The following is a 20,571-nucleotide window of genomic DNA, read 5'->3' on the forward strand; positions in this document are numbered from 1 at the left end:
CCTTATTGAATAAATAACCTTATACATTAATTAATAGACATGAAAAGCCAGCAATTACGAAAACTAGCGCCGGAGCTGGATTCACTCCGGCTAGGCAGCGGTTGGAAAATCGACGAATTGAGTAAACCGCAAATCATTGTAGAAAGCAGTTACGGACATAGCCATCCGGGAAGCGCCCATCTGGATAAATTGGTGGACGAGGCCGGAATCGGTATAAAGGAAAAGGGGGGACGTGCCGCAAACTACTTCGTCACTGATATTTGTGATGGAGAGGCGCAGGGACACGATGGTATGAACTACTCATTAGTCTCCCGTGATATCATGGCCGCCATGATGGAGATTCATGTAAAAGCGACTCCTTTCGACGCTGGTGTCTTTATAGCCAGTTGCGACAAATCCGTCCCTGCGCATTTGATGGCGATAGCCCGGCTAGATATGCCTGCTATATTCATGCCCGGTGGTATAATGAAAGCCGGTCCCAACCTACTCACGTTAGAACAAATCGGTACCTATAGCGCCCAATACGAGCGAAAAGAAATAACGGAAGAACAATTCATGGTTTATAAGCGTGACGCATGTCCGGATTGTGGAGCTTGCTCTTTCATGGGTACCGCCTCTACGATGCAAGTAATGGCAGAAGCGCTTGGCATCGCTTTACCGGGCTCCGCCTTGATCCCCGCCCATTTACCCGAGTTAAAAGAAACCGCCCGTAAAGCCGGAGAACATGCACTCGGACTAGCGAAAGAAGAGTTAAAACCCTCCGATATCATGACGATACAAGCATTTGAAAATGCGATCATGGTACATGCCGCCATAGCGGGTTCCAGCAACAGCCTGCTTCATCTTCCAGCTATCGCCCACGAACTGGGAATCCAGTTATCACCGGATTTGTTCGACAAGATACATCGTAAGATCCCCTACCTTTTAAATATACGTCCCAGCGGTTTTTGGCCCGGCGAATATTTCTGGTATGCGGGAGGCGTACCGGCGATCATGGAAGAAATTAAAGAATTCCTCCATCTCGACGTCATGACTGTTACCGGCAAAACATTGGAAGAAAACTTAAAAGATTTACAACTCAACGGCTTCTATGAGAATTGCCATAAATATCTTCCTACCCTAGGAGTAAAGGTTGGCGATATTATCAAACCTCTTCATACACCGATCAAGGCACAAGGAGCCATCGCTATATTGAAAGGAAATTTAGCGCCCGAAGGGGCAGTCGTAAAACATTCGGCGATTTCACCCCGCTTGATGCAAGTCACCCTGAAAGCGAGGGTATTCGATTGTGAGGAGAACGCTATTGAGGCGGTATTACAAAAGAAAATCCATCCGGGAGAAGCGGTATTTATCCGTTATGAAGGACCGAAAGGAAGTGGAATGCCAGAAATGTTTTATACGACAGAAGCGATCGCCTCCGATCCTGAGCTGGTAGAGACCATCGCATTGATCACCGACGGTCGTTTCTCCGGAGCGACCCGAGGCCCGGCGATCGGACATGTATCCCCGGAGGCTTCCGAGGGGGGACCAATCGCCTTGGTCGAGAACGATGACTTGATCCGTATCGATATTCCAGCGAGAACATTGGATATAATCGGTACCGACAGTATTGAGAGAAGCGTGGAAGAGATAGAAAAGATCCTATCCGAAAGGCGTGCACATTGGATAAAACCAGAGTCACAATATAAAAAAGGAATCCTTGATATTTATACACACAATAGCGTCTCCCCCATGAAAGGGGCATATATGGAATTTTTTATGTAAGTTCGCGACAGTGAAGTTACGAAAAGAGTGTAATTTATTGGAAATGAGCGTAGGTTAATTGCTCTTGATAGTAATAGGTTACGATTTAGTTAGTTATCTACTGCATTATCCTTCTGCGCGTTGCGTAACCTTCAAAGAACTCTTCGTATGCAAAAGTAGCTATTTAATTCGAGATTTTGATATAAACTCCCGTTTTTTATCCCCTCATTCATAAGAATTTTCCGTAAAAGCGGTATTGTCCGTCGGCACACCATTGCCCAAAACGAGTTTGGAACAAACGTGTGCCGACTACCGCATAGCTGGAGAAAAGGGCATTGCCTCACGCCTAAACGATGTTTAGACAGATGAAGCAATGCCCCTTTCTTTTGCGCCTATGCCAAGAGGTGCTTTTACGGGTTTTCAAATGATTTTTCTTTTTTCGCTGTCTCTTTTGCCGGAAGCGGAAAGTGAATGCAGAGTGTGTCAGCCTGCCCCATGAATGAAACAGGCGCCCACACACAGCCGGACAAACCGGGAAGAATGATTGTTGCCACCCGGCTGAACAAGTTCCGTCGGATCGGAAACAATCATACTTCCTTTGTTGTGGTTTGCCCTTTTCACGCTTCCGGTGATGTCTTTTTCCTTTTGGTGATTCTTTTTTTTACGGATTTTCCCCTGAAGTTTTTTTCTACACAATCTGCCTCTGTTTTCGTTTACCTCCATTTTGCGCCTTTCAGTAAGCCGCATCAGTCAGTCATTTTCGTTCTGGGCGCAAAGGTAATTCCGGGATTGGACGGGAAAGCAAGGTCAAGCCTCCTGTTTTCGGTAAAAATCTCCAGCCCTGCGGGTAGTATTTTGACCGAAAAACCTTGCATTCCCTAATCCCTACCTTTTCAAGCACCCGAAACGAAAACGACCGATGCGACAGAAAGACGCATAAAAAAAATGTCGGATAAACGAGAGGCAGATAAGATAGTTTGAAACTCAACTCCCTCAGCTCTTGAATCCGCATTAAAAACAAAAAAATCAAAAACAGCGAAGATATGACGGCAACGGCAAATTTCAGACAAATGGCGCAACACATCGGGTTGGCGATATGCGGCTTGATGATGCGCACCGCCTTCGGGGTGTTCGGCATCCTTTGGGGCATCATCAGAGAGATTGTAAACGGAGTGTTCCGAGTGGCGATAGGTGTAATCGTGGCTATCCTTTCCACCATTGCCTTCTTTGGCTTCATCCTTTGGTTATTCACCCTTTAACCCTTACCGACATGGCAAAAAGAAACAGCAAGACGGCAGCGCAGCAGTGCAGATATTACGAGGTGGACAACATCTTCGTGTATATGGTGGAAACGTACATCAACGGCAATTTTGAAACTTTCCGAAGATTGTACCACGAACTGAACAAGGACGCACGGAGGGATTTCATGGACTTCCTTCTCAGCGAGGTAGAGCCGACCTATTGGAGAGAGATACTGAAACAGATAATCTAAAAATGACAGCGATATGAAAGGAACAGACCATTTCAAGAGAACGATATATATGTACTTGGAACAGCGTGCGGAGGAAGATGCGCTATTTGCAAAGAAGTACCGCAACCCTGCCAAGAACATGGACGAGTGCGTGACCCACATTCTGAACTATGTGCAGAAAAGCGGTTGCAACGGTTTCACGGACGGAGAGATATTCGGGCAAGCCATCCACTACTATGAGGAAAACGAGATAGAGGTGGGCAAACCGATGGACTGCCAAGTGGTTGTGAACCACGTTGTGAAACTCACGGCAGAGGAAAAGGCGGAGGCACGTCAGAACGCTGTCCGCAAATACCAAGAGGAGGAACTCCGCAAGTTGCAGAACCGCCACAGACCGTCAGCGAGAAAAGAAAACCAACCCCAACCCTCATTATTTGATTTAGGCTTATGAAACCGAAGACCAAGATACAGAAAGAGGTGGCAAGACTTTCCGCCAACCTTCGCCCCATATCAGCGACACAAATAGATTGGGCATACCGCCACTGCGTTGAGCATATCGGCTACCGCACCAAGAAAGGGAACATCACCTGTTCCGACTGCGGTCACGAGTGGCACAGCGACAGCGGACTATGCGACACCCTTGAAGGCTGCACCTGCCCCAAATGCCATGCCGAACTCAAAGTGCAGGACACACGCAGACGCATCTACAAGGAAACGCAGAATTTCAGCGTGATAACCACCTGCAAAGGGTATCAGGTAATCCGCGTGGCGCAGGTCAGATGCGAGAGCAGGAAAGGCGAACCGATGCGTTTCTACTGCCACGAGGTCGTGCAGCGTTGGATTTCACCCGACGGCAAGGTTACGGACATGGCGTTGCTCCGTGGCTTCCTTTTCTGCTATTGCGATGTGTGGGCATTAGGCAGCGATATGGAGGTAAGACCGCACAACAGCCTATACGATGATGTGGTGGCAAGAAGCTGTGCATATCCAAAGATGAGGATATTGCCCCAACTCAGACGTAACGGCTTCAAGGGCGATTTCCACGGCATCTCCCCCGTGCGTCTTTTCAAAGCCTTGCTTTCAGACCCAAGAATTGAAACCCTTATGAAAGGCGGTGAGATTGAGGTCATGAAACACTTTCTTTTCAATACCCGTACTGCCGATGAATGTTGGGCATCATATCTGATTGCCAAGCGTCACAAGTATCAGATAGACAACCTCTCAATGTGGTGCGACTATCTGCGTATGCTCAAAAAACTCGGTCAAGACCTCCGTAACCCGAAGAACATCTGTCCCGAAGATTTCATGGCGGCACACGACAACGCAACCCGAAAAATTGAAGCCATACACGAGAAGGAAAGAGCCGCAGAGCAACGCCGTTGGGAGATTGAAAGGCGTGAGCGTGAGCAACAGCGACAACTCCAACGAAAGAAAGATGCGGAGGATTTCATCGCCAACAAATCCAAATTCTTCGGCTTGGTAATCACGGACGAGGAAATAATCGTCAAGGTGCTTGAAAGCATAGACGAGTATTACAACGAGGGCAAGACGCAGGGCATCTGCGTGTTTGGCAGTGGATACTACAAGAAAGCCGACACCCTCATACTATCGGCAAGGATTGGCGATGAGATTATTGAAACCGTAGAGGTGGACTTGCGAACCCTCGAAGTGGTGCAGTGCCACGGCAAGCACAACCAGGACACCGAATATCACGAGCGCATCATAGACCTTGTGAACAAGAACGCCAACCTTATCCGTGAGCGGATGAAAGCGGCATAGCATAACCCCTAAAACAACATTGATATGGAAGTAAGAATTGAAAGTATGATTTGTGTGTGGGATGATGCAATCCCCACGATGTTCCTTGAATTTGTGAACCTCCTCACTCTCACAACGAGTGAGGGGGAATTGAGAAAGAGCGTAAAGGAGTTTGCCGAGAAGCACGAACTTGACAAGTTTTTCCTTTACGGCTTCGGCTCACACCATTTCTACCTGCACCAACGCTACACAAGCAACCCCGAAATGGTGATGAAGAACAGAGTTCTGTCAGTACATTTTTAACCATCTAAAAAGCAACATTATGACAACACGAATGACCATCAACGGAGTAAGCACCTGCGCGGAAGCAGGTACGGAGAAATACGAGCGTTTCCAATCGGGTATCGGAAGACGCAGGCGGACACTTGTGCAGTACGACTACCGCCACCCCATAGACAGAGAATTGTTCTCTTGTGTCAAACCCACGTTGGACGAGTGCCGAGCCGCACGGGACAAGTGGCTGAACGCAAAGAAGGGAAAGGAGGACAGACTATGAACACGACCTATCAAACGCTGATAGTCAAGTTCAGCGAACCTATCACGGCATTGGACGGTATCTTTGACGATACCGGAGCGTGGGGAACGGACACCCTCAAGGGGTGGATAGATGATTACGAAAGCACACGTTTCACCGCCACCGACAGCCATACGGCAGTCATCACGAGCGAGTACAATATGGAATGTGTGAAAGAGTGGCTACAACGGCAGACCCCCATTTCCGAAATGCGAGAATTTTGAACGGGATGGCGGTGTCCGCACCGCCAATACTTAAAACCCTAAAAACAAAAGATATGATAGCCAAGACGATATTACAGCAGATAGGCGGAAAACGCTTCACCGCCATGACAGGTAGCCGTGATTTCATAGATATGGGCAACGGCTTACGGATGAGCCTTGCAAGGAACAAAACAAGTGCCAACCGCCTTGACATCATCTATGACGAAGGGGCAGACCTCTACAATATGCGCTTCTACCGCAGGACGTTCAGCAAAAAGACCTTTGAGTGCAAGACAAAGGACATTGCCGTACACGAGGGTATCTATTTTGATATGCTGGAGGAAATGTTCACGATGGTGACGGGACTTTACACACGCTTTTGAGTGGCGGGGCGGCGAGAGCCGCCCTACTTTCTTTCAGTGAGCATGATGGCGGACAAAGAAAGTAGCAAAGAAACCTTTGTCCAATCTGCGATAACTAAAAAATCCGCAAGTAAAACTTGCGGAGGCTATATATTGGGTCGTTATTTTTTGGTGGAGGGGAATGATAATCTCGAACCGTTGAACTACACATTTCTGCTTCGTCTCCATTTCCCCCAACGATTTGATACGTTCAATCATTTTTGTTGTTCCTTTCTGAATTTTCCTAAATACTTTCTTCATAATTTCGCTATACTTTTTATGGTTAATAACTATGTTTTGTATTGCTCTCACAACACTTACAACTTGAAGTGTTATTTGGAAACCGATAGGCAAAAATGGCTCAACGATGTCAATTAACGAGAAAATCCTACGATAATCTATCAAGTGATAGAGCAAAAGACGTGCCAAGTTAAATATGGCACGTCTTTTGCCAGTTTTGTCAGTCCTTTTATGGGATATACAACAGCGCAAACTCCGCCTTTCTCCGTTTGAGCAGCATGGCGTGGCGTTTTCCTTTGTAGTTGCAGAAGGCTATATACTCACGGTAGATGTTCCTGTCACCAGCTTCCAGCTTCTTGATTAAGGTGCTTTTGGGGATTGTTTTGCTGCCTAACAGCTTCGCCGGTCCCACATTGTAAGCTAACGTGCCAAGCAAAATCGAATCAACCCCGAATTTACGGAACATGGCGACAAATTTGCGCAGGTCTTTCCGCAAAAGTTCATCCGCATCCCGTTTTGTCATGGTTCGTGCCGAATACTTCTCGTTTGGCAAAAGTTTGTGACCCCAACCGACGTATGGGTAGTGTTTTTCTGAGTGCCAGCCTTCAAAGTAGCGGCAGCATAAAAAAGCACGTTCCATAAGCGGCAGTCGGTAGATTGCCGCCTGCCCGTCCGTTCCCTCTTGGCGGCTGATCTGCGCGGACACAGAACAGACCGTCAGAAGTGAACAGAGCATTGTCATGAATACACGCATCATTTCAACAAGGGGCTGAAGTTGCCGATGGGAACGATGGTAAGATCGTCGTCCTTTACATTCCTGTTGTTGAAGTCAAATTCCAGTTCGTAGGAGTTGCTAAAGTTATCCTCCACCACCACGATGAAATTATGCGCCTCATCACCCGCCGCCGTGTAGTACAGGCGGAATTTTTCGTTCTCCAGCAGGTAGCGGTCGTTAGGCAGGAAGGTGATGCCGTTATCCATTTTGAGCGAGCCTTCCCCCTCGAACTGGAAATAGCGGATGGTATAGAGCGTACCCGAAAAGTCGCCCTCCTTTTTCAGTTCACAGCGGATTTCCACTGTCTGCCCCTTTACTACCTTGTTCGGCACGGGCATGACCTCCACCGTGAAGGGATAGGACTGCTGGATGTCCATGTCATCGTCACATGACACGAGGGTGAATGACATGGCGGCTATCAGGCATAACGCCACTGCCTTGAATATTGATGTTCTCTTGTTTCTGTTGTTCAGTATGTTCATTGTTCTTCGATTTTTAGATGGTTGTTTTTCTGTTTTTTCGTTGTCAGTTGCAGGTACTCGTTCAAGTCCTTGCAACCGTCATAGAGGGAGGAACGGTCGGTGACACGTTCCCCGTATCGCATGGTAAGTGCGGCAAGCGTCCGCCGTCCGGCTTCGTCACGGTCGAGGAAGCAGCCGATGCGCCCGTATCCGTCCAGCAATCCCGCCGCCTTCTCCACGTTGGCGACTGAGTTCAGCACAAGACAGTCAGCGTTACCGGTTACACCAAGCGTCACGGCAGAGAGAAAGTCCATGAAGCCCTCGAACACGAGGCACTCGTCAGCCGGGATGTCATTCGCCTTTACCAGTGATACAGACTTCGGAGGTATGCAACCCTTGAAATATCGGCTTCTGACTTCATAGCCACCTGCCATGTTCGGAAAGCCAACGGCAAAATACCGTTTCCCACGCACACCGTAGTTCAAGCGGCAGCAGTGACGGGATGCGATGGCGTAAGGGATGCCCCGTTCCTCTAAATACTCCGTCAGCAGTGAGCGGAGCAGCGGAGCGACCTCCACATCCTCAAAAACGGATTCGGTCGGCTTCGAGAGATAGACGGGCTTTTCCCATCCGGCAACCGTCATATTGGCGGCTTCCGCTATGAACTTCGCTTGCTTCATGAAGTCATCGCTTTGCAGAAACTCCCCGGCAAGCGTGAAGATGTCGCCGCCCTTGCCCAAACCGAAGTCGTACCAGAGCTGTTTCGCCACGTTCACACGGAAAGAGGATGTGCGCTCGCCCCTGTACGGGGCAAGATACCACAGCTCGTTACCGCTCCTTCTGACAGGCTCATGCCCCAGCCGTGCGAGAAAATCCGCAAGCGGCATCCTTCTGACAGCATCTATTTCCGTCCTTTCCATGCCCGTGTCAGTTGATGATGAACTTGATACCGACCCCGAACTGCGTGTGGAACTTCCGTGTGTCGCCACCCCAAAGGCAACGCTCCCGCAGGTTGGCAAGCAGGGCGATACGGTCTGCCACGTAACACTCCACATCGAGCGTCAGCGCACCGCCGTAGATGAAGGCGTCCCGGTCGTGCAGCGTGGAGCCGTCATGCAGCACCTTCTTCCCCCAATTTACCGCCTCATATCCGGCGAGAGCCGAAGCCCCGGCATAGACGAAAACAATCTTTCGGGCGTCCGACAGTATCTTGAAGTAATAGCCGCCCTCCGCCGTGAACTGCGCCACGGGTATCTTGGTGTCCTTGTAGGGATTGTTCTTCAACAGGTATTCGCCACCGAACACCCACTTGTTCCCCTTCTTCGTGTAGGTGGAGAGAGCCGCCCCGAAGCTGTACCCGCCGTCCTTGCCGCCGAGATTGAAGCCGTCCGCCATGTCCGCCCTCACCTCGATGCCCTGCATCTTCGGCAGACACCGCTGGGCGTGCGCCTGCCCTGTAAAAAGGGCAAGCGACGCGATGATTATTGCGATGTACTTTCTCATGGTCAGCGTACTTGAAGTTCGTTGATGGTACCCGCGCGTACCAAATCCTCGTTCTCAATCACGAAGGACTGGTGACGGCCGCCGTTCTTCTCGTTCAATTCCACCACGAGGCACTTGTCATCGGGGATGGTGAACTTCGCCATCGTGAAGACCGTGCGCTCGCTCTTTTTGCCCGGCACGAGGGTGGCGTAGTTCTGCGCGCGGAGCGGCAGAATAATCTGCTCCTGCACGGCAGTACGCTTCGCAACCTTCTTGTCCACGATTTTCCAAGTGATGTAGTCCACATCGAAAGGCACGTTGCTCTGGTTCTTTATCTCCGTGTGGAAATAAAGCAAGCCGTTGTGCGTGTAGATGCCTTTCAACAGGTATTGGATGCCGAAACGCTTGCAGCCGATATGCTTCACCTCGCGCTTGTTCTGTTTGTGGATGGACTTCATGATAAGGCGCACCAGCATCGGGCTTTCGCTGCCCAGCTCTTTCAGATAGATTTCCTGCGCGTTGTTCGGGCGGTTCACCGTGCTGCCGTCATGGATGAAGTCGCACATCTCCACGTTGAGCAACAGCGGTTCGGCGGCGTACTTCACGTTGAAGGTGTAGAAACTGCCGTCCTCCGTGATGACGGACATATTCGTTTCGTTGGGAAAATTCCTTACGGTAGCCTTCACACGGATGATGTTCTCCGCTCCGTCGGCTTTCCCGGCAATCAGGTCGGGCGAGCCTAAATCGACATAGCGCACCTCCGCCGGAAAAATGACGTGGACGGTCTTGTCGTAGGTCACTTCCAGACCGTGCGGCGGTATCATGCGGTCGAAGGTCAGCTTGCGTGACAGCCCGTGATATAGGTCGCCGTCCGCCTCCTTCTGCGGATAGACCTCCTTCGTCAAGGTCGGTTGTTCACTTCCGTTGGTCGTTTCAACGGTTACATTCTCCTGCGCGTTGGCAGTTATGATGCCCATAGCGAGGGCAAACATGATGATTACTTTTCTCATTACTTTTGGATTTTAGTGGTAATTTTTATTGTTTTCAATATTTTTCTTGGTAAAGCATGACCCTGTACCCGGCTTTCAGATGCACCTTGACGGTTCGCATCTTTTTGGCGATGTACTGGCTCGTGCCTTGTATCAGCCCCTTGCCCAAGTCGGAGGCGAGCTGCGCCCCGGCATTGGTGGAGATGTTGATGCTGCTTCCCAGCGAGCCGCCCATGTTGGCGGCGACCTCCCGGACGGCGTTCATCTCCATCGAGTTCGGGATGAAGATGCCGGGCTGTCCGTCCGTGTCATAGACCGCAAGCTCCACGGGGATAATCGTGCCGTCGTATTCCAGCGAGGTAATCTCGATGTCGAGCCGCTCACCCTGTATCTTGCCCGTGCCGACCACCACCGCACCCCGGGGTATTGTCCTGCCTGCCACCGCCATAGGCTCCAGCAGGCGCAGCCTTACCGTCTGCCCGTCCGTCACGCTCTGCGCCCCATGCACGCACGCCGGTATGGTGTTCCTGTCCAATACCTCCGCCGTGCCGACAGCCGTGTTGAAACCCCGGTTGCGTTCCTGCGATAAGGCGGCGACAAACTCCGCGTTACTCATAGGCTGTGAGAGTGAAGAAACTACTTGATGCTCCACCTGTCTGATAGGCATTGCCTTGTTCTTCTTCCCTTTCTGCACGGTAGTTGGCTCTGCCCTCTGTTCCGCCGATGGCTGTCCTCCGTTCTGACCGCCCATGTACTTTGCCGCCAGCTCGTAGGACTTCTCCATAAGAGCCACCTGCTCGTCCATAGAGGAAGCCTTGCCCCTCTCGCTTTCCAGTTCCGACTCCAGCGATGCGATGCGCTCCAACAATTCGTCCATCTCCGCATTGTCGTTTTTCGGCTGGTCGTAGAAGTTTCCGAGCGTGGCGTTCAGGTCACGGTAGGCGGCTGCGGAGGACTGGATGGTCTGCGGCGTGGCTGGCTTTGCCCTTTCTTCCTTGCCGCCCGGATTGGCGAGGTCGAAGTCCACTCCGTTCTCCGTTCCCGCTATCTCGCGGTCGAACATGTCGCCCAGCTGCCCGATGGCACGGTTGCGGCTCTCCTGACGCTCTTCCATCTCCCCATGCTCGTAGGCTTTCAGCTTGTCGCCGATAATCTGCCGGTTCGCCTTGTCAGCGTCGGGCATCTCGGTGTTGTATCCGTCCGTTCCCGGCGGTTGCTCCTTGCCGGAGGACGGGGCGAATATCAGCCACATCGCCCCGATGAACACCAACACCATAGCGGGCAGCACGATCATCTTCTGCCGTTTCAGCCGTTGCGCCTCTGTCAGCGGTTCGCGCTCCTTTTTCGGTTTCCCCGTTTCGGGAGCAGCTTTGTTCTCTTTCGTCGGTTCATTCTTTGTCTGTTCCATATAAATAAGGTGTTAAGTGATTGCCTGTTTCCGCCGGGGTCGGCAGTTCCACCCGTCCGGCGTGTCCCGTTTCCATATGTGAGCCGTCGTTCCTGCCGATGTCATAGACGGCTCTGCCGAAGGTGTAAAGGGCAAGCACCGCGAAGGCGGCGAACATCCCCAGCACGATGCGGCGGCGTGTTTCCGGCGGCAAGCCGTCCAGATACCCTTTGAGACTTGCCGCCAAGCGTTTCCGTTTGTCGTGGAGTTTCCAATACATGCCCCACATTGATTTTCTGATACTTTTCATGTCCTGTTACCGTTTGATAGTCTGTAAATCCTTGTTCTCAATGATGGTGAAACCCTCGATGGTAAAACCGTTCGGGTTGTCATCCGACCGCGATGCGTTCAGCAGGCGGCAGGTGGTCACGAGGCTGCGCTCGGTGACGTTGCTCTGCCGGATGATTTTCTGTGTGGCGTAGGTCACGGCACGGTAGGGATAGGCGTTGAAGTCGCACACCACGCTGTCCACCTTCAGCACTTGGTTGATGTTCCCGGCGATGATGCGGTTGTAGTACCCCTTCTCCGCGAAGTCCGAATAATAGTGGTACACGCTCTTGTCCGCCAGCAGCAAGGCACGTTTCACGTTGTGTTCAATCGCGCTTTTTTCAGGTGATAGCGTGAAGAACATCTCGTGGAAACGGCGCACATGTTCCCGTGCCTCCGCCGGGCGGTTCTGCGACAAATCCTGAGACAAGGCGAGCATCAGGCTCTTGCCGTTGTCCAGCACATAGATTTTCTCCCGTTGCTTCTCTGCGAAACGGTAGGAGTTCCACACGCTCCACACCGTCACCACGGCGCACAGCGAGAGGAAGACGATACCGAACAGGCGTATCTGCCTGAACGACGATTCGATGTTTCTAAGTGATTTGAATTCCATTTATATTTTCCAATTTATGATTGCACATTGATTATTTCAGCAATTTGCCGACACGTCCGACTGCGTTTCCTGCGGCTGCACCCGCCACGCTGCCCGCCATGCTTCCGGCTCGTCCCGCCATCTGGTTCACGTTGCGACCGTAACCGCCCATGCCTCCGGCTTGGATAATCCAGCCCGCAACGGTGGGAATGGTAAAGTAGCCGATGATGCCGATGCAGAGGAATACGATATACACCCCGTCGCTCGAATCCAGCGAGAAGTTCGGGTCTGCCTGCATCCGCTCGATGTCGTTTTGCAGCATCAGAACCTGTATCTTCGCCAGTATGGTGCTGAACATGTCCGATACCGGTAGCCACAGATAGACCTGTATATAGCGGCATATCCACTGCGTGAGCGTGTTTTGGAAACCGTCCCATACCGACAGGGCGAAGGCTATCGGACCGAGAATCGCCAGCACCACGAGAAAGAAGGTGCGGACGGTGTCTATCACGAGGGCGGCGGCTTGGAACAGCAGTTCGAGTATCTCGCGGAAGAAGTCGCGGATGCTCTTCTTCATGTTGTACATTCCCCGGTCGATATACATTCCCGCCATCGTCACCATGTCGGAGGGCGACCAGCCGAGTTCCTCCAGTTGCTTGTCAAATTCCTCGTTGGACACGAGGTAGGCGGTTTCGGGGTTGCGTACCATCGCCTCGTATTCCAGTTTGTCCTTCTGCTCCCGGTATCGGTTCATGTCCAGCGTTTCCGCCTCCAGCATCTTTGCCGTGCCCTGTACGACGGGTGAGAGGATGCTGTTTATCGTGCCCAGCACCACAGTCGGGAAGAACATGATGCACAGACCGATGGCAAAAGGACGGAGCATCGGGAATACGTCTATCGGTTCAGCTCTCGCCAGCGACTGCCATACCCGGTAGGCGACGTAGAACAGCGCACCCAGCCCGGCGATGCCTTTCGCCACACCAGCCATGTCCCCACACAGCGGCATCATCTGCTCATAAAGTGAACGTAAAATCTGATGAAGGTTGTCGAACTTCATAGGCTACCAGTATCTTTCGTTCATGTTCCCGTACAGCCCCATGATGCGGTCGAGGTCGTTCTTCTTTTTCGCACGCAGGTAACTCACGGAGATGTTCTTGTTCGTGTAGTAGCTCACGAGGTTGCGGTAACGCTTCATCTTCGAGTGGCAGCGTTCCACCACGTCCATGCGCTCCTTGTCGGTCATGGAGAGCGTGGTGATGTTCACCACGTTCCTGAGTTCCGTCAACACTTCGTTGCTTTCCTCCAGCAGTTTCGTGTAGCCGAAAGCGATTGCGGAAAGCTCTTCGGGTCTGAAATTCCCGTCACGGAGCATCCGTTGGAAACTGTTCACATAGATGTCTGTGATGTCGCCCACCATCAGGATGGTCTGCTGCACCTTGCGGGCGTCCTTGACCAGATTGTTCACCGATTTGAGGGCATCGTAATACTTCTTGCCCTGCTGATAGATTTTCACCGTCTCCTGAAAGTTGCTCACCATGTTCGTGGCGGTCTTGGAGGTATGGATGATGTTTTTGGAGGCATTGATGATGCCCTGCGCTAGATTGCCCGGATCGCTTACGACCCACTGTGCGCTTGCCCTGCCCGCGAAAAGCAGGCACAGGCAGATAATCATTGTTATTCTTGTTCTCATGTTACTTTGGATTTTAGTGGTTGTTATTCTTCGGTCGGATGTCCCGGCTGCGGCTTCACCCGCACATAGTCCCCGTTTGGCGAGAAAGTCAGCACATCCGTGGCCTCGTTGTAGGACACGTCGATGCGGAAGCCGGTGTTCATGAACAGGTTGCCGTTCTCCTCCTGCAAGAGATAGGTTTCCGGCTTGAGCTTGCGGCGCAGACCGCTACGACGGAACACCGTCACTTTGTAGGCTTCGCCCTCCTTGTAGATAAGCACGTCAGGTTTTCCCTCCACGCTCTCCCAGTTCCCGCACAGCATGTCGCGGCGGTTGTCGGCCACGTCGCAGGATTGCAGCATCATGACCGCCAATCCGATAAGGCACTTGCTGACTTGCAGCATTTTCACTTTTGGTAAATTCATACGCGTTTTTCTTTTTTGGTTGATACATTCTGTTTTTTAGTTATTCCTTGTTTCTCCGCCTTTCGGCAAGCTGCCGGATGGCGGCTTCGATGTCGTCGCCCAGCTTCTCCGCCAGACGGTAAACCTCCACTTTTTCCGTTTCCTCGGTGGTGTACGCCAGATACTCTTCCGCGCTGACCTCCGTGGCATAGACCGCCGACTGCGTGCCGCCCAAGCCTATCCACACCTCCTTGTAGAGCCGTGAAGGGTTGTTCGCCATGTTGATGGAGAGTATCTGCGACTTCTCCTTTTCCGTCAGTCCGAGCAACGCCTGTATCTGGTCGAACTTGTTCATATATTTCCTTTGGTCAAGCAGGATTTTACAATCCGAGTTGTTGATAATGCTCTCTTTGACCACCGGAGAACTGATAATGTCGTCCACCTCCTGCGTCACCACGATTGCCTCGCCGTAATATTTTCTGACCGTCTTATACATATAGCGCAGATATTCAGCCATGTTCGCCGATGAGAGGGCCTTCCAAGCCTCTTCCACGATAAGCTGTTTCCGCACGCCTTTCAGCCGCCGCATCTTGTTGATGAAGGCTTCCATGATGATGATGGTCACGACGGGGAACAGTTCGCGGTTTTCTTTAATCGAATCTATCTCGAAGACGATGAACCGCTTGCCGAGCAGGTCGATGTTCTCCGTGGAGTTGAGCAGGAAATCGTAACGCCCGCCCCGGTAATACTGCCGCATGGTGGTGAGCATGTTGTCGATGTTGAAGTCGGACTTCTCCACCTTGATGTCACGCTGTGCCAGTTCCTTGCGGTAGTCGTCACGCATATACTCGTAGAAGGTGTTGAACGACGGCACGATGCTACGGTCGGATTGGATGCGCTCAATATAGGCACTCACGGCACTGCCCAGCTCGCCGCTCTCCGTCTTTGTCACCTTGTCGTCCTCCGACTTCCAGAGCGTCAGCAACAGGGTCTTGATGCTGTCCTTCTTCTCCACGTCGAAGATGTAATCGTCGGTGTAGAACGGGTTGAAGCTGATGGGCTTATCTTCCGTGTAGGTGAAATACACACCGTCCGCTCCGCCTGTCTTGCGTCGGATCATGCCGCACAAGCCCTGATAGGAGTTTCCCGTGTCCACCAATACCACATGTGCGCCTTGCTCATAATATTGGCGCACGAGGTGGTTCATGAAGAAAGACTTGCCGCTGCCCGAAGGACCCAGCACGAACTTGTTGCGGTTGGTCGTGATACCTCGCTTCATGGGCAGGTCGGAGATGTCAAGGTGCAGCGGTTTTCCCGTGAGCCTGTCCACCATCTTGATGCCGAAGGGCGAGAGCGAGCTGCGGTAGTTGGTTTCCTCTGTGAACAGGCACACCGCCTGTTCGATGAAGGTGTGGAAACTCTCTTCCGCCGGGAAGTCCGCCGCATTGCCGGGTATCGCCGCCCAGTAGAGTGTCGGGCAGTCGATGGTGTTGTGGCGCGGCACGCATTCCATGCTTGCCAACTGGCTGCCCACGTCGTTCTTGATATGCTTCAGTTCCTCCGCATCGTCGCTCCACGCCATGACGTTGAAGTGTGCCCGTACCGAGGTCAGTCCGTAGGAATGGGCTTCGTTCAGGTATTGGTCTATCCACTCGCGGTTGATGCTGTTGCTCCTTGAATAGCGAGATAGCGACTGCATGTTACGGGCGGACTTCTCGAACTTCTGCAAGGTTTCCTCACTGTTGTCTATCAGCACATACTGGTTGTAGATATGGTTGCAGGAGAGCAGAAGCCCCACCGGGGAGGCGAATGACAGTCGGCAGTCACTCCGGTCGGTGGAGAGCTTCTCGTAACGGGTGTCGGTAGCCACCTTGCCCGGCAGGTCTTCCGCGTCGGAGAGGGTGTGCAGACACAGGCGGTTGTCGCCGATGCGCATCTCCCTTGCCGAAAGCTCGATGTCCTGCAAGGTGGTGTCACCTTCCGGCATGAGCGAGAAGTAGCGTTCAATAAGTCCCGTCTTTCCCTCAGTACCCACAATCTCATCGGTGGAGAGGCGGCGCAGCCTGACAAGCCCGCTGTCGTTCATGATGCGCTCGAACTGTTCGCAGGCTTCCAAGAACTTGGTCGTGGTTTCCCTGTCCAGCTCCTTCGGGATGATATGTCCCCGGCACAGCGTGCTGAAATTGCTCTGCATCCGGTTACGCTCCTTTGTTGTCTTGGTCAGGTAGAGGTAGCAGGTGTGTTTCAGGTACGGACGCTCGTTGAAGTGACGCTCGAAAGAGCGGCTTAAAAAGCTCATGTCGTCCTTCTGAAGCTCCGGTTTGTAGCGTTCCTTGATGAACCAGTCCTGTTTGTGGACGACGGAGTAGTCCGGCAGCACCTTGATAGCCTTGCACCAGCAACTGTGTATCGCCTCGTACTCCGCACCCGTCACGGTGTAAAGTTCCGGTAGTTCCACCTCGAAAGCCACCGTGATGTCGGCGTCCTTTGAGATGATGCAGCCATGCTCCACCGCTAAAAGTGGGAACCTGTTTTCCAGTGTTGTCATTTTCGATGTATTCCTCATTGTCTTTCTTCCTTTCGTTGTCGTTTGAACAGACGGGTTATCCGCCGCCGGTTGATAAGGTATCGGGGATGGCTCCGTGCCGCTCCTAATTTCATCAGCCCGTGTTCACCGTACCGGGCGTTCAGCGCGAAGGTCTGCCATACAAGGAGGGAGGACGATGCCGCGCCGAAGCCGATACATATCCACTGGTCGATACCGACCATGTAGAGGATGACGAACAGGACGAAGAGAGCCAGCAGACCTCCGCAGAAGATGAAGAGGTACTGTGCCTTCAAGCCCTTGAACTCTACCGGACGGCCGATACCCTTGTTGATTGGGTATTCAGCCATACATTATTTATTAAAGGAAGAATGAGCGCAGGATGGTGGCGGCAACAATCAGGAAGATGCACGCGCCGAACCACGAGGCGGCTGTCTTGCTGGTGTCGGGGTCGCCCGATGAAAACTTGCCGTACACTTTTACGCCCCCGATAAGCCCGACGACTGCACCGATGGCGTATATCAGTTTAGTTCCGGGGTCGAAATAAGAACTCACCATAGAGGTGGCTTCGTTGATGCCCGCGATGCCGTTTCCCTGCGCGAAAGCGGAGGCGGTTGCGGCGATGACAAGTGCCGCGGAGAGGATTGCTTTTCTGTTTTTCAAGATGTTCTTGTTCATAAACTGTTCTTGTTTTTTGCCGTCAAAAGGGTGGATGGTCCTTTGTCGGGCGGTTGATACTTTGTTTCTTTACTTTGGTTTTAGTGGATGCCCGTTTGTTTCCACGGACGTGGGCGTGTCCGTTGCGGATGGGGATGCGCCTTGCGTTTCCTCGCCGCGTGGGTTGATGTCATTCTTTCATGTTCATTTCTTTTATTGTTGTCATACATAGTTGCGAATGTCGAACTCCTCGATGTTGTCCGGCACGACGAACTCCTTTTCAGATTTCTTCAGCCGAATCTCGATAAGCCCCTTGATGCGGATGCCTATCTCCGAAGAGCCTTCCATCATTTTCTCGTACAACTCCGTGCCCTCCATGTCGGTGAACACCTTAGCCGCCTTTTCACGTTCCGCCTGTGTCGCGTCCGGGTTTTTGGCGGTCTTGCAGGCGTCGTCAATCTCGTCAAAGCTGCTGCCCGAAGCCCGTGGCGTGTCCGAGGCGTCCTCTTCCGGTTCGTCGTCCCCGTATCCCAGTTCCTCCGGCGGTATGCTCGTGAAGGTCTCATCGAGTTTTTCCTCCGGGACTTGTGCCGGGCGGGATGCGTTTCCCGTTTTTCCGTCGTCAAAAGTAGCCTCTTCCTCCGACAGCTCAATGCCTTTTTCAATAGTGGCGGCTTCTTGCGTCGGTATGGCAGCGGTTGTCCGGGTGGATGCCATCCTGAAACGGCTCTTGCCGATGATGTCCGCCTTTTCCGCAGGGACTTCCTCGTGTGCCGCTATGCGTTTAGCCTCATTCCCGTCCAGTGACCGCCATAATCCGACAATGCCCTTGAAGAAGCGGACAATCCGCGTGTCCATGATGCGCTCGTAAAGGAGCAGGAACAGGAACCAGAGGTTGCAGCCGACCGATACCGCCAGCAGAATGTCTGTCATGCTGATTGTGTAATTCATATCCTTCCGTTTTTGGTTAGAATACTGAATTGTAATTTCGGGCATAAAGGCTCTTTATCGCATCTTCGCACTGGTTGAAGTGGTGCGTCAGCACATGGTCGATGTAAGCGGACAGCGTAAGCCGGTCATGCCCGATTACACGGGTGATACGCATGATACGCTCGTGGTACTCCGGGCGCACATACGCCATCTTCCCCTCACGTGCCTTTACTTCCGGGTCGCGGATGAACAGGCGTTCATAGTCCTTCTCACTGCATTTGCCGCTTACCGGGACAGGCGACAGTATTTCCACACTCGCCTGCACTTGGGTAAACATACCTCCGCAGTCTTGCTGTGGTCTTTTTTCATTCGGTGTCATTTCTTTTTCCATTTTCAAATCAGATCTTCACGTTGTTTCTTGTACAGTTCGTTGATTCTCTCCTTGTGCTGTTCCAGATGCTGGCGCAGCACGGTATCCACATATCCGCCTACTGAGATTTCCCCTCCGGCGATGTCGTTCACGATTCTGAGGATCTTGCCGTGGACGTCACGGCTGATATAGACACATTGGCGGGTCTTTATCTCGTTGCGGCGCAGGAATAGCTCGTTGTAGTCCTCGTCCTGCCTTTTCCGGCGTCCACTTTCCCTCTGCGCTTTTTCCCGTGTTACGGGTTGCACAGGAGATGGTTCCGGTGCGGCGGTGTCCTCTTCGGTCGGTGCAGCTGCGGGTACTTCCTGTGCGGGGCGCAGTGTCCCGTCCTGTGTGCGCCGCCCGATGGAGGCTAACAGCAGTTCCTCGTCGATGCCTTCCGTGTTCACTTTCCTGCTGCCCATGCTCACTGCGGTCTGATGATGTCGCTTATCTCTTCGGAAAACTCCCGGATGCCACTCCCTTTCAGCAGTGCCGTGTCCATCGGGAAGATGGTGGAGCGGAAAACGCTCTTGCGCTCTTCCGAAAGGTCACGGCGGAACTTCTTGCTGTCGGGCAAGCGGGTGGAAAGTACCGGAAAGCCCATTTCGGCTATCACTTCCTCGTAGATGCCGTACAAGTCGTTCCTCTCCCTGCCGTCCACCATCGTCCAGAACAGATGCAGCCCCTTTGTTTTCGCCTGTCCGGTAGTCATCAGCCTGTCGCGGAACATCGTGACGAATTTCAGGGTACTCTCCACGACAAAGCGGTCGGCACTCAGCGGAGTGAAAATGTAGTCCATCTGCGAGAGCGTCTTTATCACGCCGTTGCTTCGGAGTGTGCCGGGCATGTCGAAGAACACCACGTCGGGTTTCACGTCCTCAGTGGCAATCATCCTCTCGGCATCGTCGAGGGCGTTCACCGCATTGCTTTTGACGATGGTGTAGGCGTTCTTTTTGATCCGGCGGAAATGGTCGCAAGCGAGAGCCTTGAAGTAGGTGCTGCTGTCGATAAGCCCCATTTCGTGTTCGCGCAGCCCGTGGATGCTGTGCTGCGGGTCGTCGCAGTCCACGACGGCGACATTGTAGCCTTTCACGTTGTGCAGGTAGCTGGCGGCAAGTGCCGTGACAGTGGATTTGCCGATGCCACCTTTCTGTGTTGCGAATGCAACGAAGATTTCCTTACTCATAGTTCCATTTATTTTAATTGTTGATGATTTGTTTTTCTGTTTCCATACGGATTTGGCTGTCGCACCATCCGCTTCCGTGACTACACACGCAGGCGGGTCGTCGCGTATCCGGTTCTGTGGTGAAGCGGTGCGTCGGACAAATGGTGATTGACGACATTGCGTCATGAAGTCATTGAATCCATACGTCACCGAATTGTCGGAGAACCGGGTTTCCGACGGTTCGGGTATCCGTTTCGGCAAGTATCCGAAGAAGCGGATTTCCGGGTATTTGAATGTTCCGTTTATCATATCTTCAAATCGTTCGTTTCTTGAATCATGCTGCAAATAAACAAGTATATTTTGGAACCTGTATCACTTCTCCGGCA

At 52.3% G+C, this 20,571-nt stretch carries 30 protein-coding genes; 10 read left to right on the forward strand and 20 right to left on the reverse strand.

Annotation, left to right across the window (positions count from 1 at the left end; all coding sequences use genetic code 11):
* Positions 1-39: 39 nt before the first annotated feature.
* Positions 40-1,764 (forward strand): dihydroxy-acid dehydratase, encoded by a 1,725-nt coding sequence (gene ilvD, locus DWY79_RS01275; protein WP_121961296.1) that lies wholly within the window; start codon positions 40-42, stop codon positions 1,762-1,764.
* Positions 1,765-1,895: 131 nt separating this feature from the next.
* Here the strand turns inward: ilvD and DWY79_RS23340 are convergent, their stop codons facing one another.
* On the reverse strand, positions 1,896-2,108 hold the full coding sequence (locus DWY79_RS23340; RefSeq protein ID WP_007567577.1) for a hypothetical protein: 213 nt from the start codon (positions 2,106-2,108) through the stop codon (positions 1,896-1,898).
* A gap of 106 nt (positions 2,109-2,214) precedes the next feature.
* On the opposite strand from DWY79_RS23340, the gene DWY79_RS01285 reads away from it, so the two are divergent.
* From DWY79_RS01285 to DWY79_RS01330, 9 genes are all read left to right on the forward strand, one after another.
* Positions 2,215-2,625 (forward strand): hypothetical protein, encoded by a 411-nt coding sequence (locus DWY79_RS01285; RefSeq protein WP_004291538.1) that lies wholly within the window; start codon positions 2,215-2,217, stop codon positions 2,623-2,625.
* A gap of 161 nt (positions 2,626-2,786) precedes the next feature.
* Positions 2,787-3,002, forward strand: coding sequence for a hypothetical protein (locus tag DWY79_RS01295; RefSeq protein WP_004291535.1), 216 nt, complete (start codon positions 2,787-2,789; stop codon positions 3,000-3,002).
* A gap of 11 nt (positions 3,003-3,013) precedes the next feature.
* The gene (locus tag DWY79_RS01300; protein WP_004291534.1) at positions 3,014-3,235 is read left to right on the forward strand and encodes a hypothetical protein; all 222 of its coding nucleotides are present in this window, start codon (positions 3,014-3,016) and stop codon (positions 3,233-3,235) included.
* A 13-nt stretch (positions 3,236-3,248) separates the two neighbouring features.
* Entirely contained in the window at positions 3,249-3,665 is a 417-nt protein-coding gene (locus tag DWY79_RS01305; protein WP_004291533.1) for a PcfK-like family protein, read from the forward strand.
* A complete protein-coding gene (locus DWY79_RS01310) occupies positions 3,662-4,993 on the forward strand; it encodes a PcfJ domain-containing protein (RefSeq protein ID WP_004291532.1) in 1,332 nt (443 codons plus the stop codon). The genes DWY79_RS01305 and DWY79_RS01310 overlap by 4 nt, the downstream gene beginning before the upstream one ends.
* A 24-nt stretch (positions 4,994-5,017) precedes the next feature.
* Entirely contained in the window at positions 5,018-5,275 is a 258-nt protein-coding gene (locus tag DWY79_RS01315; RefSeq protein WP_004291531.1) for a hypothetical protein, read from the forward strand.
* Between the two features lie 19 nt (positions 5,276-5,294).
* A complete protein-coding gene (locus DWY79_RS01320; RefSeq protein ID WP_004304291.1) occupies positions 5,295-5,528 on the forward strand; it encodes a DUF3873 domain-containing protein in 234 nt (77 codons plus the stop codon).
* Complete coding sequence (locus tag DWY79_RS01325) at positions 5,468-5,770, forward strand: hypothetical protein (RefSeq protein WP_005783104.1); 303 nt, start codon at positions 5,468-5,470, stop codon at positions 5,768-5,770. Before DWY79_RS01320 ends, DWY79_RS01325 begins: the two co-directional genes overlap by 61 nt.
* 53 nt (positions 5,771-5,823) lie before the next feature.
* The gene (locus tag DWY79_RS01330; protein WP_004304290.1) at positions 5,824-6,132 is read left to right on the forward strand and encodes a hypothetical protein; all 309 of its coding nucleotides are present in this window, start codon (positions 5,824-5,826) and stop codon (positions 6,130-6,132) included.
* A gap of 33 nt (positions 6,133-6,165) precedes the next feature.
* Here DWY79_RS01330 and DWY79_RS23345 read toward each other — a convergent pair whose 3' ends face one another.
* The 19 genes from DWY79_RS23345 to DWY79_RS01420 form a co-directional block, all read right to left on the reverse strand.
* Entirely contained in the window at positions 6,166-6,555 is a 390-nt protein-coding gene (locus tag DWY79_RS23345) for a hypothetical protein (protein WP_004291527.1), read from the reverse strand.
* A 64-nt stretch (positions 6,556-6,619) separates the two neighbouring features.
* Positions 6,620-7,147 (reverse strand): hypothetical protein, encoded by a 528-nt coding sequence (locus DWY79_RS01340; protein ID WP_004291526.1) that lies wholly within the window; start codon positions 7,145-7,147, stop codon positions 6,620-6,622.
* Positions 7,144-7,647: a DUF3872 domain-containing protein gene (locus DWY79_RS01345; RefSeq protein ID WP_004291525.1), complete on the reverse strand. Its 504-nt coding sequence runs from the start codon at positions 7,645-7,647 to the stop codon at positions 7,144-7,146. Before DWY79_RS01345 ends, DWY79_RS01340 begins: the two co-directional genes overlap by 4 nt.
* On the reverse strand, positions 7,644-8,546 hold the full coding sequence (locus DWY79_RS01350) for a toprim domain-containing protein (protein ID WP_004291524.1): 903 nt from the start codon (positions 8,544-8,546) through the stop codon (positions 7,644-7,646). Before DWY79_RS01350 ends, DWY79_RS01345 begins: the two co-directional genes overlap by 4 nt.
* A 7-nt stretch (positions 8,547-8,553) precedes the next feature.
* A complete protein-coding gene (locus DWY79_RS01355; protein WP_004291523.1) occupies positions 8,554-9,129 on the reverse strand; it encodes a conjugal transfer protein TraO in 576 nt (191 codons plus the stop codon).
* A 2-nt stretch (positions 9,130-9,131) separates the two neighbouring features.
* The gene (traN, locus tag DWY79_RS01360) at positions 9,132-10,118 is read right to left on the reverse strand and encodes a conjugative transposon protein TraN (RefSeq protein WP_004291522.1); all 987 of its coding nucleotides are present in this window, start codon (positions 10,116-10,118) and stop codon (positions 9,132-9,134) included.
* A 34-nt stretch (positions 10,119-10,152) separates the two neighbouring features.
* A complete protein-coding gene (gene traM / locus DWY79_RS01365; protein ID WP_004291521.1) occupies positions 10,153-11,505 on the reverse strand; it encodes a conjugative transposon protein TraM in 1,353 nt (450 codons plus the stop codon).
* On the reverse strand, positions 11,486-11,794 hold the full coding sequence (locus DWY79_RS22665; protein WP_004291520.1) for a TraL conjugative transposon family protein: 309 nt from the start codon (positions 11,792-11,794) through the stop codon (positions 11,486-11,488). Before DWY79_RS22665 ends, traM begins: the two co-directional genes overlap by 20 nt.
* 6 nt (positions 11,795-11,800) lie before the next feature.
* The gene (gene traK / locus DWY79_RS01370; protein WP_004291519.1) at positions 11,801-12,424 is read right to left on the reverse strand and encodes a conjugative transposon protein TraK; all 624 of its coding nucleotides are present in this window, start codon (positions 12,422-12,424) and stop codon (positions 11,801-11,803) included.
* Positions 12,425-12,455: 31 nt separating this feature from the next.
* Entirely contained in the window at positions 12,456-13,460 is a 1,005-nt protein-coding gene (gene traJ, locus DWY79_RS01375) for a conjugative transposon protein TraJ (protein ID WP_004291518.1), read from the reverse strand.
* 3 nt (positions 13,461-13,463) lie between these two features.
* On the reverse strand, positions 13,464-14,093 hold the full coding sequence (locus DWY79_RS01380) for a DUF4141 domain-containing protein (RefSeq protein ID WP_004304283.1): 630 nt from the start codon (positions 14,091-14,093) through the stop codon (positions 13,464-13,466).
* A gap of 23 nt (positions 14,094-14,116) precedes the next feature.
* Entirely contained in the window at positions 14,117-14,497 is a 381-nt protein-coding gene (locus DWY79_RS01385; protein ID WP_004291516.1) for a DUF3876 domain-containing protein, read from the reverse strand.
* 40 nt (positions 14,498-14,537) lie between these two features.
* Positions 14,538-17,042 (reverse strand): TraG family conjugative transposon ATPase, encoded by a 2,505-nt coding sequence (locus DWY79_RS01390; protein WP_004291515.1) that lies wholly within the window; start codon positions 17,040-17,042, stop codon positions 14,538-14,540.
* Positions 17,039-17,371, reverse strand: coding sequence for a DUF4133 domain-containing protein (locus DWY79_RS01395; RefSeq protein ID WP_004291514.1), 333 nt, complete (start codon positions 17,369-17,371; stop codon positions 17,039-17,041). Before DWY79_RS01395 ends, DWY79_RS01390 begins: the two co-directional genes overlap by 4 nt.
* Before the next feature lie 10 nt (positions 17,372-17,381).
* A complete protein-coding gene (locus DWY79_RS01400) occupies positions 17,382-17,699 on the reverse strand; it encodes a DUF4134 domain-containing protein (protein WP_002560983.1) in 318 nt (105 codons plus the stop codon).
* Between the two features lie 201 nt (positions 17,700-17,900).
* Positions 17,901-18,629, reverse strand: a complete 729-nt coding sequence (locus DWY79_RS01405) for a hypothetical protein (protein ID WP_004304280.1) — start codon at positions 18,627-18,629, stop codon at positions 17,901-17,903.
* Between the two features lie 16 nt (positions 18,630-18,645).
* Positions 18,646-18,999: a DUF3408 domain-containing protein gene (locus tag DWY79_RS01410; RefSeq protein ID WP_004291505.1), complete on the reverse strand. Its 354-nt coding sequence runs from the start codon at positions 18,997-18,999 to the stop codon at positions 18,646-18,648.
* A 2-nt stretch (positions 19,000-19,001) separates the two neighbouring features.
* Positions 19,002-19,442 carry a DUF3408 domain-containing protein gene (locus DWY79_RS01415; RefSeq protein WP_004291503.1) on the reverse strand — a complete coding sequence of 147 codons (441 nt, stop codon included), beginning with the start codon at positions 19,440-19,442 and terminating at the stop codon, positions 19,002-19,004.
* 2 nt (positions 19,443-19,444) lie between these two features.
* Positions 19,445-20,494, reverse strand: coding sequence for a ParA family protein (locus tag DWY79_RS01420; protein ID WP_004291492.1), 1,050 nt, complete (start codon positions 20,492-20,494; stop codon positions 19,445-19,447).
* Positions 20,495-20,571: the final 77 nt, after the last annotated feature.

This window comes from Parabacteroides sp. AF27-14 (genome assembly GCF_003635425.1).
GTDB classification, from domain to species: Bacteria; Bacteroidota; Bacteroidia; order Bacteroidales; family Tannerellaceae; genus Parabacteroides; species Parabacteroides distasonis.

What these genes read in the sequence shown, in the direction of transcription:
- DWY79_RS01320 (WP_004304291.1), top strand. Translation starts at nt 5,295, where the DNA reads ATGACAACACGAATGACCATCAACGGAGTAAGCACCTGCGCGGAAGCA.
- ilvD (WP_121961296.1), top strand. Translation starts at nt 40, where the DNA reads ATGAAAAGCCAGCAATTACGAAAACTAGCGCCGGAGCTGGATTCACTC.
- DWY79_RS01400 (WP_002560983.1), bottom strand. Translation starts at nt 17,699, where the DNA reads ATGAACAAGAACATCTTGAAAAACAGAAAAGCAATCCTCTCCGCGGCA.
- DWY79_RS01350 (WP_004291524.1), bottom strand. Translation starts at nt 8,546, where the DNA reads ATGGAAAGGACGGAAATAGATGCTGTCAGAAGGATGCCGCTTGCGGAT.
- DWY79_RS01330 (WP_004304290.1), top strand. Translation starts at nt 5,824, where the DNA reads ATGATAGCCAAGACGATATTACAGCAGATAGGCGGAAAACGCTTCACC.
- DWY79_RS01300 (WP_004291534.1), top strand. Translation starts at nt 3,014, where the DNA reads ATGGCAAAAAGAAACAGCAAGACGGCAGCGCAGCAGTGCAGATATTAC.
- DWY79_RS22665 (WP_004291520.1), bottom strand. Translation starts at nt 11,794, where the DNA reads ATGAAAAGTATCAGAAAATCAATGTGGGGCATGTATTGGAAACTCCAC.
- DWY79_RS01345 (WP_004291525.1), bottom strand. Translation starts at nt 7,647, where the DNA reads ATGAACATACTGAACAACAGAAACAAGAGAACATCAATATTCAAGGCA.
- traN (WP_004291522.1), bottom strand. Translation starts at nt 10,118, where the DNA reads ATGAGAAAAGTAATCATCATGTTTGCCCTCGCTATGGGCATCATAACT.
- DWY79_RS01385 (WP_004291516.1), bottom strand. Translation starts at nt 14,497, where the DNA reads ATGAATTTACCAAAAGTGAAAATGCTGCAAGTCAGCAAGTGCCTTATC.
- DWY79_RS01355 (WP_004291523.1), bottom strand. Translation starts at nt 9,129, where the DNA reads ATGAGAAAGTACATCGCAATAATCATCGCGTCGCTTGCCCTTTTTACA.
- DWY79_RS01395 (WP_004291514.1), bottom strand. Translation starts at nt 17,371, where the DNA reads ATGGCTGAATACCCAATCAACAAGGGTATCGGCCGTCCGGTAGAGTTC.
- DWY79_RS01340 (WP_004291526.1), bottom strand. Translation starts at nt 7,147, where the DNA reads ATGATGCGTGTATTCATGACAATGCTCTGTTCACTTCTGACGGTCTGT.
- DWY79_RS01415 (WP_004291503.1), bottom strand. Translation starts at nt 19,442, where the DNA reads ATGGGCAGCAGGAAAGTGAACACGGAAGGCATCGACGAGGAACTGCTG.
- traM (WP_004291521.1), bottom strand. Translation starts at nt 11,505, where the DNA reads ATGGAACAGACAAAGAATGAACCGACGAAAGAGAACAAAGCTGCTCCC.
- traK (WP_004291519.1), bottom strand. Translation starts at nt 12,424, where the DNA reads ATGGAATTCAAATCACTTAGAAACATCGAATCGTCGTTCAGGCAGATA.
- DWY79_RS01390 (WP_004291515.1), bottom strand. Translation starts at nt 17,042, where the DNA reads ATGAGGAATACATCGAAAATGACAACACTGGAAAACAGGTTCCCACTT.
- DWY79_RS01285 (WP_004291538.1), top strand. Translation starts at nt 2,215, where the DNA reads ATGCAGAGTGTGTCAGCCTGCCCCATGAATGAAACAGGCGCCCACACA.
- DWY79_RS01410 (WP_004291505.1), bottom strand. Translation starts at nt 18,999, where the DNA reads ATGGAAAAAGAAATGACACCGAATGAAAAAAGACCACAGCAAGACTGC.
- DWY79_RS01315 (WP_004291531.1), top strand. Translation starts at nt 5,018, where the DNA reads ATGGAAGTAAGAATTGAAAGTATGATTTGTGTGTGGGATGATGCAATC.
- traJ (WP_004291518.1), bottom strand. Translation starts at nt 13,460, where the DNA reads ATGAAGTTCGACAACCTTCATCAGATTTTACGTTCACTTTATGAGCAG.
- DWY79_RS01295 (WP_004291535.1), top strand. Translation starts at nt 2,787, where the DNA reads ATGACGGCAACGGCAAATTTCAGACAAATGGCGCAACACATCGGGTTG.
- DWY79_RS01310 (WP_004291532.1), top strand. Translation starts at nt 3,662, where the DNA reads ATGAAACCGAAGACCAAGATACAGAAAGAGGTGGCAAGACTTTCCGCC.
- DWY79_RS01405 (WP_004304280.1), bottom strand. Translation starts at nt 18,629, where the DNA reads ATGAATTACACAATCAGCATGACAGACATTCTGCTGGCGGTATCGGTC.
- DWY79_RS01305 (WP_004291533.1), top strand. Translation starts at nt 3,249, where the DNA reads ATGAAAGGAACAGACCATTTCAAGAGAACGATATATATGTACTTGGAA.
- DWY79_RS01420 (WP_004291492.1), bottom strand. Translation starts at nt 20,494, where the DNA reads ATGATAAACGGAACATTCAAATACCCGGAAATCCGCTTCTTCGGATAC.
- DWY79_RS01380 (WP_004304283.1), bottom strand. Translation starts at nt 14,093, where the DNA reads ATGAGAACAAGAATAACAATGATTATCTGCCTGTGCCTGCTTTTCGCG.